Below are 14,105 nucleotides of genomic sequence, written 5' to 3'. Positions count from 1 at the left end.
GCCAGGAAGCCTCACCATGACGCGTAAACAGGCCACCATCGCAGTGCGTAGCGGATTGAATGATGACGAGCAGTACGGCTGCGTTGTCCCGCCAATTCATCTCTCCAGCACCTATAATTTCACCGGATTTAATGAACCTCGCGCGCATGACTACTCGCGTCGCGGCAATCCTACGCGTGACGTCACCCAGCGCGCGCTGGCGGAACTGGAAGGCGGCGCAGGTGCGGTATTAACCAATACCGGCATGTCTGCCATTCATCTGGTGACCACGGTGTTCCTGAAACCTGGCGATCTGCTGGTGGCGCCGCACGACTGCTACGGCGGCAGCTATCGTCTGTTTGATAGCCTGGCGAAACGTGGCTGCTACCGCGTGTTGTTTATCGATCAAAACGACGAACAGGCGCTGAAACAGGCGTTAGCCGAACAGCCGAAGCTGGTTCTGGTGGAAAGTCCAAGCAATCCATTGTTGCGCGTAGTCGATATTGCGAAAATTTGTCAGCTCGCAAGGGATGCGGGAGCGATAAGTGTAGTGGATAATACGTTCCTCAGTCCGGCCCTTCAGAACCCACTGGCACTGGGTGCCGATCTGGTGTTGCATTCATGCACGAAATATCTGAACGGCCATTCTGACGTGGTAGCGGGTGTGGTGATTGCCAAAGATCCTGATGTTGTCACTGAACTGGCATGGTGGGCCAATAACATTGGCGTCACCGCGGGCGCGTTCGACAGCTATTTGCTGCTGCGTGGTATCCGCACCCTGTCACCGCGTATGGACGTGGCGCAGCGTAATGCCCAGGCGATCGTGGATTTCCTGAAAACCCAGCCGCTGGTGAAGAAGCTTTATCACCCGTCGCTGCCGGAAAACCAGGGGCACGAGATTGCCGCGCGCCAACAGAAAGGATTTGGCGCGATGTTAAGTTTTGAACTGGACGGTGACGAGCAAACGCTGCGTCGCTTCCTGAGCGGGTTGTCATTGTTTACGCTGGCGGAATCCTTAGGGGGAGTTGAAAGCTTGATCTCCCACGCCGCAACCATGACGCACGCAGGTATGGCACCCGAAGCACGTGCCGCCGCCGGGATTTCCGAGACGCTGCTGCGTATCTCGACCGGTATTGAAGATTCTGAAGATTTAATTGCCGATCTGGAAAATGGCTTCCGGGTCGCAGCCAAGGGGTAATCATGAGTGTGATAGCGCAGGCAGGGGCGAAGGGTCGTCAGCTGCACAAGTTTGGTGGTAGTAGTCTTGCTGATGTGAAATGTTATCTGCGTGTCGCAGGGATCATGACCGAGTATTCACAGCCGGGGGACATGATGGTTGTCTCTGCGGCGGGCAGCACCACCAACCAGCTGATTAGCTGGCTGAAACTGAGCCAGACCGATCGCCTCTCTGCGCATCAGGTGCAACAGTCCTTACGTCGTTACCAGAGTGAACTGATTGCCGGTTTGCTGCCTGCGGACGTGGCGGACGGACTGATAAGCGCCTTTACTCACGACCTTGAGCGTCTGGCAGCTCTGCTGGACAGCGGCATTACCGATGCGGTGTATGCGGAAGTGGTTGGCCATGGTGAAGTGTGGTCTGCGCGCCTGATGGCCGCCGTGCTGCAACATCTTGGCGTGGAAGCCGCCTGGCTCGACGCGCGTGATTTCCTGCGTGCCGAACGCGCCGCACAGCCGCAGGTGGACGAAGGGTTGTCCTACCCGCTGCTGCAACAGCTGCTGGTGCAACATCCGGGTAAACGTATTGTGGTGACCGGCTTTATCAGTCGCAGCAACGCAGGTGAAACCGTACTGCTGGGCCGTAACGGCTCTGACTACTCGGCAACGCAGATTGGCGCCCTGGCGGGCGTGTCCCGCGTCACCATCTGGAGCGACGTGGCCGGTGTCTACAGCGCGGACCCGCGCAAAGTAAAAGATGCCTGCCTGCTGCCGCTGCTGCGTCTCGACGAAGCGAGCGAGCTGGCGCGTCTGGCGGCACCAGTGCTGCACGCGCGCACGCTACAGCCGGTTTCCGGCAGCGACATCGACCTGCAACTACGCTGTAGCTACACGCCGGATCAGGGTTCCACTCGCATCGAGCGCGTGCTGGCATCCGGTACGGGCGCGCGCATTGTCACCAGCCACGATGACATCTGCCTGATTGAGTTCCAGGTGCCTGCGGGCCAGGATTTCAAACTGGCGCACAAAGATATCGACACCATCCTGAAACGTGCCCAGGTGCGTCCGCTGGCCGTTGGCGTGCATAACGATCGCCAGCTGTTGCAGTTCTGCTATACCGCTGAAGTGGTGGACAGCGCCCTGAAGATTCTGGATGAAGCGGGACTGCCGGGCGAGCTTCGCCTGCGTCAGGGACTGGCGCTGGTGGCAATGGTGGGCGCGGGCGTCACCCGTAACCCGCTGCACTGCCACCGCTTCTGGCAGCAGCTGAAAGGGCAGCCGGTGGAGTTCACCTGGCAGTCGGAAGAGGGCATCAGCCTGGTTGCCGTTCTGCGCAAGGGGCCAACCGAAAGCCTGATTCAGGGTCTGCACACCTCCCTGTTCCGCGCGGAAAAACGCATCGGCCTGGTACTGTTCGGGAAAGGGAATATCGGTTCCCGCTGGCTGGAGCTGTTCGCCCGCGAGCAGGTAACGCTTTCGGCGCGTACCGGGTTTGAATTTATTCTGGCAGGGGTGGTGGACAGCCGCCGCAGCCTGCTGAACTACGAAGGGCTGGACGCCAGCCGGGCGCTGGCCTTCTTTAACGATGAAGCGGTTGAGCAGGATGAAGAGTCGCTGTTCCTGTGGATGCGCGCGCACCCGTACGACGATCTGGTGGTGCTGGACGTTACCGCCAGCGAGCAGCTGGCCGATCAGTATCTGGATTTTGCCAGCCACGGGTTCCACGTCATCAGCGCCAACAAGCTGGCGGGAGCGAGCAGCACTGATAAATATCGCCAGATCCACGACGCGTTCGAAAAAACGGGTCGTCACTGGCTGTATAACGCCACCGTTGGCGCAGGTCTGCCGGTTAACCATACCGTGCGCGATCTGATTGATAGCGGCGACAGCATTCTGGCGCTGAGCGGGATCTTCTCCGGCACGCTCTCCTGGCTGTTCCTGCAATTTGACGGCACCGTGCCGTTCACCGACCTGGTGGATCAGGCGTGGCAGCAGGGCTTAACCGAGCCGGATCCGCGCGTTGACCTTGCCGGTAAAGACGTGATGCGCAAGCTGGTGATCCTGGCGCGTGAAGCGGGCTACGACATTGAGCCTGGCCAGGTTCGCGTTGAGTCTCTGGTGCCTGCGGGCTGCGAGGAAGGATCTGTCGATCACTTCTTTGAGAACGGCGACGAGCTGAACGAGCAGATGGTGCAACGTCTGGAAGCGGCAAACGAGATGGGCCTGGTGCTGCGTTACGTGGCGCGCTTCGAGGCGAACGGTAAAGCGCGCGTGGGCGTGGAGGCGGTACGTCCTGAACATCCGCTGGCGGCGCTGCTGCCGTGCGATAACGTCTTCGCCATCGAAAGCCGCTGGTACCGCGATAACCCGCTGGTGATCCGTGGCCCGGGTGCGGGGCGCGATGTGACCGCCGGAGCCATTCAGTCCGACATTAATCGCCTGGCTAAGCTACTGTAACCCCTCACCCTAACCCTCTCCCCTTAGGGGAGAGGGGACTGCTCGGTGCGGTCTTTCCCCCCTCGCCCCTTTGGGAAGAGGGCTGGGGTGAGGGGCCTTCTCACCCCCCATCATGAACGCCCTTCATCTTCCCTGAACAAACCTCACCGTTAATGTTGATTATTTCTGTTGACGTCATCCCGCTTTTCCGTCATTTTTACATCTGGACGTCTAAACGTATAGAAGTTCACAACACAACAAACAATGACACGCGAAAGATAGAGGTAAGGTATGAGCTTTTTTCACGCCAACCAGCGGGAAGCCCTGAATCAGAGCCTGGCCGAAGTAAACGGCCAGATTAACGTCTCTTTTGAATTTTTCCCGCCGCGCACCAGTGAAATGGAGCAAACCCTGTGGAGCTCTATCGATCGCCTGAGCAGCCTGAAGCCGAAGTTCGTCTCCGTAACCTACGGCGCCAACTCCGGTGAGCGTGACCGCACGCACAGCATCATTAAGGGCATTAAAGACCGAACCGGTCTGGAAGCGGCACCGCACCTCACCTGTATCGACGCCACCCCTGATGAACTGCGCGCGATTGCTCAGGACTACTGGAACAACGGCATTCGTCATATCGTTGCCCTGCGCGGCGACCTGCCGCCGGGGAGCGGTAAGCCGGACATGTACGCCACCGATCTGGTTGCCCTGCTGAAAGACGTTGCTGACTTTGATATTTCCGTTGCCGCTTACCCGGAAGTTCACCCGGAAGCGAAAAGCGCCCAGGCGGATCTGCTTAACCTGAAGCGTAAGGTGGACGCAGGTGCCAATCGCGCCATTACTCAGTTCTTCTTTGATGTGGAAAGCTACCTGCGCTTTCGCGACCGCTGCGTCTCGGCGGGTATTGATGTCGAAATCATCCCTGGCATTCTGCCGGTCTCGAACTTCAAACAGGCGAAGAAATTCGCAGATATGACCAACGTGCGCATTCCGCTGTGGATGTCCAAAATGTACGAAGGGCTGGACGACGATCCGGAAACCCGTAAGCTGGTGGGGGCCAATATCGCGATGGATATGGTGAAGATTTTAAGCCGTGAAGGGGTGAAGGATTTCCACTTCTATACGCTTAACCGCGCGGAGATGAGTTACGCCATTTGCCATACGCTGGGTGTCCGCCCGGAGTTATAAAGTAAAAAACCCTCATAAAGTGAGGGTTTTTTACTCGAACAGAAAGTTAAAAGGTATTAGCTATCGAATCTGTGGATTAATTCAACTATCTCTTATCGCTAGTGGTGTATATCGTAACGGTAACACTGTAAAGGGAGCATAGCGATGAGCATGTCAGACGAGACCAATAACGCGGCATCCGCCGGCAAATGTCCGTTCCACCAGGGCGGCGTCGATCACAGCGCGGGTGCAGGTACCGGCAGCAAAGAGTGGTGGCCTAAACAACTCCGCATCGATTTACTTAATCAACACTCCAGCCGTTCAAACCCTCTGGGTGAAGACTTCGACTACCGCAAAGAATTCAGTAAGCTCGACTATTCCGCCCTTAAGGGCGATCTCAAAGCACTGTTAACCGACTCACAACCGTGGTGGCCTGCCGACTGGGGCAGCTATGCGGGCCTGTTTATCCGTATGGCCTGGCACGGTGCGGGTACCTATCGCTCCGTTGATGGTCGCGGCGGTGCCGGTCGCGGTCAGCAGCGTTTTGCGCCGCTGAACTCCTGGCCTGACAACGTCAGCCTGGATAAGGCTCGCCGTCTGCTGTGGCCAATTAAGCAAAAATACGGACAAAAAATCTCCTGGGCCGACCTGTTTATCCTCGCGGGTAACGTGGCGCTGGAGAACTCCGGCTTCCGCACCTTTGGTTTCGGTGCCGGGCGTGAAGACGTCTGGGAACCGGATCTGGACGTGAACTGGGGCGATGAAAAAGCCTGGCTGACTCACCGTGACCCGGAAGCGCTGGCGAAGCGCCCGCTGGCCGCCACAGAAATGGGCCTGATTTACGTTAACCCGGAAGGGCCAAACGCCAGTGGTGAACCGCTGTCTGCGGCGGCGGCGATCCGCGCTACCTTTGGCAACATGGGCATGAATGACGAAGAGACCGTTGCGCTTATTGCAGGCGGCCATACGCTCGGTAAAACGCACGGTGCAGGCGAAGCCACGCACGTGGGCACTGACCCTGAAGCGTCGCCTATTGAAGCGCAGGGCCTGGGCTGGGCCAGCACGCACGGCACCGGTATTGGCGCTGACGCCATCACCTCCGGGCTGGAAGTTATCTGGTCTCAAACCCCAACCCAGTGGAGCAACTATTTCTTCGAGAACCTGTTCAAATACGAATGGGTGCAGACGCGTAGCCCGGCGGGCGCAATTCAGTTTGAAGCCGTGGATGCGCCGGAAATTATGCCTGACCCGTTCGACCCGTCGAAAAAACGCAAGCCAACCATGCTGGTCACCGACCTGACGCTGCGTTTTGATCCGGAATTCGAGAAAATTTCCCGTCGTTTCCTGAACGATCCGCAGGCCTTCAACGAAGCCTTTGCGCGCGCGTGGTTCAAGCTGACCCACCGCGATATGGGGCCAAAAGCGCGGTACATCGGCCCGGAAGTACCGAAAGAAGATCTGATTTGGCAGGATCCGCTGCCTCAGCCAGTGTTCCATCCGACGCAGGAAGATATTGAAAGCCTGAAAGCGGAAATCGCGGCCTCGGGTCTCTCCGTGAGCGAGCTGGTTTCCGTGGCCTGGGCGTCGGCATCGACCTTCCGCGGCGGCGACAAGCGTGGCGGCGCTAACGGCGCGCGTCTGGCGCTGGCACCTCAGCGCGACTGGGACGTTAACGCCGCGGCGGTGCGGGCATTACCGGCTCTGGAAGCGATCCAGCGCACCACCAACAAAGCGTCACTGGCCGATATCATTGTGCTGGCGGGTGTCGTGGGCGTTGAGCAGGCGGCGAAAGCGGCAGGCGTTTACGTCAACGTACCGTTCACTCCAGGTCGTGTGGATGCGCGCCAGGATCAGACGGATATCGAGATGTTTAACCTGCTCGAACCGATTGCCGACGGTTTCCGTAACTATCGCGCACAGGTGGATGTGTCCACCACGGAGTCGCTGCTGATCGACAAAGCCCAGCAGTTGACCCTGACCGCGCCGGAACTGACGGTGTTGATCGGCGGTTTGCGCGTACTGGGTGCAAACTTCGATGGCAGCAAGAATGGCGTGTTTACTAACCGCGAGGGCGTGCTGAGCAACGACTTCTTCGTCAATCTGCTGGATATGAACACCCAGTGGAAAGCGACCGACGACTCAAACGAGCTGTTTGCCGGTAGCGATCGCGCCAGCGGGGAAGTGAAATATACCGCCACCCGCGCCGATCTGGTCTTCGGTTCCAACGCTGTCCTCCGCGCGCTGGCCGAAGTTTACGCCAGCAGCGATGCACAAGAGAAGTTTGTCCGCGACTTCGTTGCCGCATGGGCGCGAGTGATGGATTTGGATCGGTTTGACGTGAAGTAACCCTTGTGCCGGGTGGCGGCTACGCCTTACCCGGCCTACAAATTAAAGTGCCATGTAGGCCGGGTAAGCGCAGCGCCACCCGGCTTTTCTATTACTCCCACTCCTGCAAGAATCGCTGTCCATACTGGTCCGCCACCAGCAGCGCCGCATAGACCTGATCCGGCGTTACGCCGCCAGGCATGTTGTGAATGGTTTCCCCTTCGGCACAGGACGCCTCCGCGATCAGCCGCATTTTAGCCGGAATATCCTCTTTGATATTCAGCTGCGCCAGCGTAATTGGCAGCCCGACGCTATGGCACAGCGCCGCAACGGTTTCGATTTCTTCTACCGGCGCGTTCTCCAGTACCAGTTGCGTCAGCGTACCAAATGCCACTTTTTCACCGTGGTAGAAATGGTGCGCATCCGGCACCGCCGTCATGCCATTGTGAATGGCGTGTGCCGCCGCCAGCCCGCCACTTTCAAAGCCCACGCCGCTCAGATAGGTGTTGGCTTCAATAATGCGTTCCAGAGCAGGCGTCACCACGTGTTGTTCCGCCGCCAGCATCGCTTTCTCGCCCTCTTCAACCAGCGTGTTGTAGCACAGTTCAGCCAGCGCTAACGCTGCCTGCGTGCACTTGCCACCCGCCATGGTCGTGGCGCCGCTACGCGAACAGGCGCGCGCTTCAAACCAGGTTGCCAGGGCATCGCCAATCCCGGCGGCCAGCAGGCGCGCAGGTGCGCCCGCCACCACCCTGGTATCGACAATCACCATGTTCGGGTTGTGCGGCAGCATCAGGTAGCGATCGAACTCGCCGCTGTCGGTATAAATCACGGAAAGGGCACTGCACGGCGCATCGGTGGAGGCAATGGTCGGGGCAATAGCCACCGGCACGTCCATAAAGTGCGCCAGCGCTTTGGCGGTATCCAGCGTTTTTCCGCCCCCGATACCCAGCACCGCCAGGCAGTCGGTACTGTCGGCCAGTTTTTTCAGTCGATCGATTTCATTTTGCGAACATTCGCCGCCAAACGGTGCAATTTCGGCATGGAGTCCGGCTTTTTTAAAACTCTGACGCAGGGTTTCTTCGGCAAAACCCAGCACAAATTTATCGCCTACCACCAGCCAGCGAGCCGCCAGCGGCTTCAGGTAGTCGCCGAGACGAGTGAGAACATCAGCGCCCTGGATGTACTTCCCCGGCGATTGAATGATACGGTCCATAACATTTCTCCCTTAGAGGTTGAGGTTACCAAACGCGTTTTTCCAGTCCTGCTCGAACTTCTCTATGGCTGACTCTACCGCTGGCGTGCCGAGCATTTGTTGCGCTACGTCTAAGGGAAGCGTAATTGCCTCACATCCTGCCAACAGGCAATCCAGCGCCTGGCGCGGCGTTTTAAAGCTGGCAGCCAGCACCATGCTCTCTGGCGCATGCTGTTCCAGCAGGGATTGCAGTTCCTGTACCGTGCGAATGCCGTCACCGCCCTGCGCATCGACGCGGTTTACATACGGTGCGACATATTTCGCTCCTGCCAGCGCGGCCAGTAACCCCTGAGCGGCGCTGTAAACGGCGGTTCCCAGCGTGGTAATTCCCTCTTTCTTCAGCGTTTTAATCGCGATGAGCCCCTGTGCAGTGACGGGAATTTTTACCACGATGTCCGGCAGGGCATTGTTCAGCCGTTTTGCTTCCGCCACCATTCCTTCGGCGTCGCGGCTCATGGTTTGGGCAAACAGCCTGCCCTCCGGGCCGATAGCCTGCTGCAGGCGCGGCAACACCTCCCAGACAGATTCGCCGCTGGCGGCTACGATGCTTGGGTTGGTGGTCACGCCCGCAATGGGAAAAATGCGCGCCAGGCGTTCAACTTCTGCCACGTTGGCGGTATCCAGGTACAGTTCCATTATTTTTCCTTAAGTCAGAAAGGTTGAATAAAGGATACGGCGCACCCAGTCGCGGCGAATACAGGTCAATTTTGCCAAATACTGGATAAATGTAATGTCCCTGGCGAAGTGAGAGAGCGATCACAATGCTACTTTTTGGCGATCAGCTGGCTGTGATACTGGCGTCGATATTCGGAAGGGGAACGTTCAGTGTGCTTGCGAAAGAGACGGCAAAAGTAGTTGCTGTCCGTAAATCCGCAGCTTGCAGCGATATCTTTGATTTTAAACTCGTAGCCTTTAAGAAGCTGACGCGCGTGCTCGAGGCGTGTTTGCGTAAGATATTCGTTGAACCCCACGCTGCCTGTTTTTTGAAAAAGATGAGAAAGGTAGTTCGGTGAAATATAAAACGCCTGCGCCACCGATTCACGGGTCAGTGCAGAGGCGTGATGTTCTTCGATGTAGTGACGAATCGCTTCAAATAATGCACGGCTGCGGCTGGCGGTATGGATATCGCTGCCCAGCAGATCGCGACAGTGGCTGAGCAAACTTAATACCACCAGTCTGGCCGTTTCCCGATCGTCTGGCTGCATTTGCAATTCAGCGAGCGTCTGCAAAAGGAATGCGCCCACTCGCGGCCCGCGTCTGGCAACCTGTTGCTGTTGCAAAAGCGTGTTGTCGCGCTCGAGCTGAAGAGTCAGTTGTTGCTTGCCGAAGCTGATGTTGAGCGAAAAGGCGGGTTGAAGCGGAATATTACCGGATGAAAAAAATAACGCTTCGCAGGCCGTATCAAAGCTAAGCACGAGGCAAGGTGACGTTCGGGGGAGCGGTTTAGCCGAAGGGGGGAAATGCACCTGACGCAGCGGCAAGGTGCCGTTGATCAGGTCATTCAGGATGTGGGGGATATCGTGGTGCATGGTGTGGATACCAGGGTATTGCCCGGCGACGCTGGCGCTTGCCGGGCCTACGAAAAGCCTATTGTAGGCCGGGTAAGCGTAAGCGCCACCCGGCAAAACCGATCAACCGGTGTTACGCATCCCCGCCGCAACGCCTGCAATCGTCACCATTAACGCCTGTTCGACGCGTGGATCCGGCTCTTTACCTTCCTCTTCCGCCAGACGCGAACGGTGCAGCAGTTCAGCCTGTAAAACGTTCAGCGGGTCGGTGTAGATGTTACGCAGTTGGATAGACTCGGCGATCCACGGCAGGTCTTCCATCAGGTGGGAGTCATTAGCGATATCCAGCACCACTTTGATGTCGCCTTCCAGCAGCTCGCGTAGCTCTTTACCCAGCGCCCACAGCTCGGGTTTCACCAGACGCTGATCGTAGTATTCCGCCAGCCACAGGTCGGCTTTCGAGAAGACCATCTCCAGCATCCCCAGACGGGTAGAGAAGAATGGCCAGTCGCGGCACATGGTTTCCAGTTCGCTCTGCTTACCGTCTTCCACCACTTTTTGCAGCGCCGCACCGGCACCCAGCCAGGCTGGCAGCATCAGACGGTTTTGCGTCCAGGCAAAGATCCACGGAATGGCGCGCAGGGATTCAACGCCGCCAGTAGGACGACGCTTGGCCGGGCGCGAGCCGAGCGGCAGTTTACCCAGCTCCTGCTCAGGCGTGGCTGAGCGGAAGTAAGGCACAAAGTCTTTGTTTTCACGCACGTAGCCGCGATACAGATCGCAGGAGATGTCAGACAGCTCGTCCATAATCCGGCACCAGGATTCTTTTGGCTCCGGCGGCGGCAGCAGGTTGGCTTCCAGGATCGCACTGGTATAGAGCGACAGGCTGCTGATGGTCACTTCCGGCAGGCCGTACTTGAAGCGGATCATCTCGCCCTGCTCGGTCACGCGCAGTCCGCCTTTCAGGCTTCCTGGTGGTTGGGAGAGCAGCGCCGCGTGTGCAGGCGCACCGCCACGACCAATTGAGCCGCCGCGTCCATGGAACAGGGTCAGTTCAATACCGGCTTTTTCGCAGGTTTTAATTAGCGCATCCTGCGCCTGATACTGCGCCCAGGAGGCTGCCATCACGCCCGCATCTTTCGCGGAGTCGGAATAGCCAATCATCACCATCTGCTTGCCCTGAATAAAGCCGCGATACCAGTCGATGTTCAGCAACTGGGTCATCACGTCGTTGGCGTTGTTCAGGTCGTCGAGAGTCTCAAACAGCGGTGCTACCGGCAGAGCGTAGTCGATGCCCGCTTCTTTCAGCAGAAGGTGAACGCCCAGCACGTCGGACGGGGTCTTCGCCATGGAGATTACATAGGCGGCCACCGATCCTTTCGGGGCATCCACGATCGCTTTACAGGTGTTGAGCACTTCGCGGGTGTCATTGCTTGGCTCCCAATTGCGCGGCAGCAGCGGGCGCTTGGAGTTCAGCTCGCGGATCAGGAACGCCTGTTTGTCGGCTTCGGACCAGCTTTCATAGTCGCCAATGCCGAGATAGCGGGTCAGCTCGCCCAGCGCTTCGGTATGACGGGTGCTTTCCTGACGGACGTCGATACGCACCAGCGGCACGCCGAAACACTTCACGCGGCGCAGGGTGTCGAGCAGTTCGCCATTGGCAATGATGCCCATCCCGCAGGCCTGAAGCGATTTATAACAGGCGTACAGCGGTTCCCAGAGCTGTTCGTTCTGGCTCAGCAGACCTTCCGGCTTCGGCAGGCGCTGGCCTTTCAGGCGCGCTTCCAGCCAGGCCTGCGTGGCCATCAGCTGACCGCGCAGTTTTTTCATCAGGAAACGGTACGGCTCACTGGCACCTTCTTCACCGGCCAGCGCGCGCAGTTCCGGCGTCGCTTCTACCATCGACAGCTCGGAGATCAGCACCTGAATATCTTTCAGGAACAGGTCGGTTGCTTTCCAGCGGCTCAACAACAGGACGTGACGGGTGATTTCCGCCGTCACGTTCGGGTTGCCGTCGCGGTCGCCGCCCATCCAGGAAGTGAAGCGAACCGGCACAAAGTCGACCGGCAGGCGATAGCCCAGATTTTCTTCCAGCTGTTCGTTAAGCTCGCGCAGGTAGTTTGGCACCCCTTCCCACAGGCTGTTTTCCACCACCGCAAAGCCCCATTTGGCTTCGTCGACCGGGCTTGGGCGATGCTTACGAATTTCATCGGTGTGCCAGGACTGAGCAATCAGCTGGCGCAGGCGGCGCATAAGCTGGTTACGTTCGTAGTCGGCAATGTCTTTGTTATCCAACTGCTTCAGACAGTTGTTCACTTCCACCATTTTGTGGATCAGCGTACGACGTGTGATTTCGGTTGGGTGTGCGGTCAGCACCAGCTCCAGCGAAAGGGATTCCACCGCTTTTTTGATGGTCGCTTCGTTGAGGTTGGGCTGGTCTTTGAGTTTACGAAGGGTGCGGGCAATGACTTCCGGGTTGCTGGCCGCTTCGCCTTTTGGCGAAATGCTGTGGTATTGCTCAGCGGTGTTTGCCAGGTTCAGAAACTGGCTGAAGGCGCGGGCAACGGGCAGTAGCTCATCATTAGAGAGGTTCTGCAAGGTGGTGAGCAGCTCCTGACGATTGGCCTCGTTACCGGCGCGGGAAGATTTGGACAGCTTGCGGATGGTTTCAACACGGTCGAGGATGTTCTCCCCCAACGCATCTTTGATGGTATCTCCAAGCACTTTGCCGAGCATACTGACATTACTACGCAACGCGGAATATTGTTCGTTCATAAAAACCCAGTCACCCCATCATTTTTGTTTATGCCCAGGCGAAAATTTTCTGGACATTATTTTGTCATCTCCCTTTATAAAGCCACGTAAAACCCCCGTCGTCAATTGCTGCGAAAACGGTTCAGCAGATGAATAAATGCGGGCAATTTACGAAATTTAATTCGTATTGCGTCAGATAAGAGATGCTTATGGGAATGTGACGAAAATCGCGGGATTTACTCCCCTCACCCTAACCCTCTCCCCAAAGGGGAGAGGGAACTTGAACACCCTCTCGCCTTTGGGGAGAGGGCAGGGTGAGGGGCCGTTTTAATGCCAGCAGAAGTGATGCACAACCTGGGTAATGAGTTCGCGGGTGGGCTTGATGAAGCGGGTTTCGAGATATTCGTCCGGCTGGTGGGCCTGGTTGATGGAGCCAGGGCCCAGAACCAGCGTCGGGCACAGGGTCTGAATAAACGGCGCTTCGGTGCAGTAGTTCACCACGTCGGTTTTCTCTCCGAGCAGTTTTTCCACCACCTGAACCAGCTGGTGGTCAGGCGGGCATTCGTAGCCTGGAATCGGCGGATGCAGTTCGGAGACCGTCAGACGTCCCGGCCAGCGCTCGCTGACCGGGGCCAGCGCTTCGTTCAGTAAGCCATCCAGATCGCTCAGCGTCATACCCGGCAGAGGACGGATATCCATATGCAGTTCGCAGCAGGCGCAGATACGGTTGGACGCATCACCGCCGTGCAGGCTGCCGAGGTTCAGCGTCGGATACGGCACGGTGAACGCCTCGTAGTGATAGCGCTCTTTCAGATCGTCGCGCAGGGTCATGATGCGGCCAATCGCGTCATGCATCAGCTCAATGGCGTTCACGCCGCGCGCCGGATCGCTGGAGTGACCAGACTGGCCCAGCACGCGCACTGCGGTAGAAATATGGCCTTTGTGCGCCCGAATCGGTTGCAGAGAGGTAGGTTCACCGATGATCGCGCAGTCCGGGCGAATCGATGTGTTTTCAGAGAAATACCGTGCGCCCGCCATGCTGGTCTCTTCATCGGCGGTCGCCAGAATGTAGAGCGGCTTTTTCAGCGTTGTCACGTCCACGTCACGCAGCGCGTCGAGGATAAAAGCAAAGAAGCCTTTCATGTCCGCCGTGCCGAGACCGTAGAGCTTGTTGTCGTGCTCTGTCAGGGTGAACGGATCGCGGGTCCAGCGGCCATCGTCAAACGGCACGGTGTCAGTGTGACCAGCCAGCAGCAGGCCGCCAGCGCCATGTCCGGTGCTGGCGAGCAGGTTAAATTTGTGACGTGTTCCGGGGACGGGCTGAACCTCAACGTTAAACCCAAGATCGCTAAACCAACCCGCCAGCAGATTGATTAAAGACTCATTGCTCTGATCCAGCGCTTCTTCCGTTGCGCTGATGGACGGTGTGGCAATCAGGGCGCGGTAAATCTCGATAAATGGCGGTAAGTTCATTTTCATTGTTGACACACCTTAGGTCGTGATAGTATCAA

At 57.8% G+C, this 14,105-nt stretch carries 9 protein-coding genes; 4 read left to right on the top strand and 5 right to left on the bottom strand.

The genetic code is table 11. The annotated features are described in order from the left end of the window. Positions 1-16 precede the first annotated feature (16 nt). From metB to katG, 4 genes are all read left to right on the top strand, one after another. Complete coding sequence (gene metB / locus C3451_RS20070) at positions 17-1,177, top strand: cystathionine gamma-synthase (RefSeq protein WP_045623070.1); 1,161 nt, start codon at positions 17-19, stop codon at positions 1,175-1,177. Between the two features lie 2 nt (positions 1,178-1,179). Next, on the top strand, positions 1,180-3,612 hold the full coding sequence (locus C3451_RS20065) for a bifunctional aspartate kinase/homoserine dehydrogenase II (protein WP_023298896.1): 2,433 nt from the start codon (positions 1,180-1,182) through the stop codon (positions 3,610-3,612). 270 nt (positions 3,613-3,882) lie between these two features. Further along, the gene (gene metF, locus C3451_RS20060; RefSeq protein WP_045623068.1) at positions 3,883-4,773 is read left to right on the top strand and encodes a methylenetetrahydrofolate reductase; all 891 of its coding nucleotides are present in this window, start codon (positions 3,883-3,885) and stop codon (positions 4,771-4,773) included. Between the two features lie 144 nt (positions 4,774-4,917). Beyond that, positions 4,918-7,098 (top strand): catalase/peroxidase HPI, encoded by a 2,181-nt coding sequence (katG, locus tag C3451_RS20055; protein WP_023298895.1) that lies wholly within the window; start codon positions 4,918-4,920, stop codon positions 7,096-7,098. 91 nt (positions 7,099-7,189) lie between these two features. Here the strand turns inward: katG and C3451_RS20050 are convergent, their stop codons facing one another. From C3451_RS20050 to argE, 5 genes are all read right to left on the bottom strand, one after another. Then, positions 7,190-8,293, bottom strand: coding sequence for a glycerol dehydrogenase (locus tag C3451_RS20050; protein ID WP_023298894.1), 1,104 nt, complete (start codon positions 8,291-8,293; stop codon positions 7,190-7,192). A gap of 12 nt (positions 8,294-8,305) precedes the next feature. Further along, positions 8,306-8,968, bottom strand: coding sequence for a fructose-6-phosphate aldolase (fsa, locus tag C3451_RS20045; RefSeq protein WP_038416924.1), 663 nt, complete (start codon positions 8,966-8,968; stop codon positions 8,306-8,308). A gap of 128 nt (positions 8,969-9,096) precedes the next feature. Continuing rightward, complete coding sequence (locus C3451_RS20040) at positions 9,097-9,861, bottom strand: helix-turn-helix domain-containing protein (RefSeq protein ID WP_023298892.1); 765 nt, start codon at positions 9,859-9,861, stop codon at positions 9,097-9,099. A gap of 102 nt (positions 9,862-9,963) precedes the next feature. After that, on the bottom strand, positions 9,964-12,615 hold the full coding sequence (gene ppc, locus C3451_RS20035; RefSeq protein WP_022649787.1) for a phosphoenolpyruvate carboxylase: 2,652 nt from the start codon (positions 12,613-12,615) through the stop codon (positions 9,964-9,966). 306 nt (positions 12,616-12,921) lie between these two features. Beyond that, positions 12,922-14,073 carry an acetylornithine deacetylase gene (argE, locus tag C3451_RS20030; RefSeq protein WP_015569956.1) on the bottom strand — a complete coding sequence of 384 codons (1,152 nt, stop codon included), beginning with the start codon at positions 14,071-14,073 and terminating at the stop codon, positions 12,922-12,924. Between the last annotated feature and the right edge of the window lie 32 nt (positions 14,074-14,105).

It is taken from the genome of Enterobacter sp. 301B (assembly GCF_003850715.1).
GTDB lineage: Bacteria > Pseudomonadota > Gammaproteobacteria > Enterobacterales > Enterobacteriaceae > Enterobacter > Enterobacter intestinihominis.
The sequence above is the reverse complement of the archived record's forward strand: the minus strand, read 5'-3'. Positions and strand labels throughout refer to the sequence as shown.

Coding starts and splice junctions, on each gene's coding strand:
- C3451_RS20065 (WP_023298896.1), top strand. CDS start 1,180: ATGAGTGTGATAGCGCAGGCAGGGGCGAAGGGTCGTCAGCTGCACAAG.
- metF (WP_045623068.1), top strand. CDS start 3,883: ATGAGCTTTTTTCACGCCAACCAGCGGGAAGCCCTGAATCAGAGCCTG.
- fsa (WP_038416924.1), bottom strand. CDS start 8,968: ATGGAACTGTACCTGGATACCGCCAACGTGGCAGAAGTTGAACGCCTG.
- argE (WP_015569956.1), bottom strand. CDS start 14,073: ATGAAAATGAACTTACCGCCATTTATCGAGATTTACCGCGCCCTGATT.
- metB (WP_045623070.1), top strand. CDS start 17: ATGACGCGTAAACAGGCCACCATCGCAGTGCGTAGCGGATTGAATGAT.
- katG (WP_023298895.1), top strand. CDS start 4,918: ATGAGCATGTCAGACGAGACCAATAACGCGGCATCCGCCGGCAAATGT.
- C3451_RS20050 (WP_023298894.1), bottom strand. CDS start 8,293: ATGGACCGTATCATTCAATCGCCGGGGAAGTACATCCAGGGCGCTGAT.
- C3451_RS20040 (WP_023298892.1), bottom strand. CDS start 9,861: ATGCACCACGATATCCCCCACATCCTGAATGACCTGATCAACGGCACC.
- ppc (WP_022649787.1), bottom strand. CDS start 12,615: ATGAACGAACAATATTCCGCGTTGCGTAGTAATGTCAGTATGCTCGGC.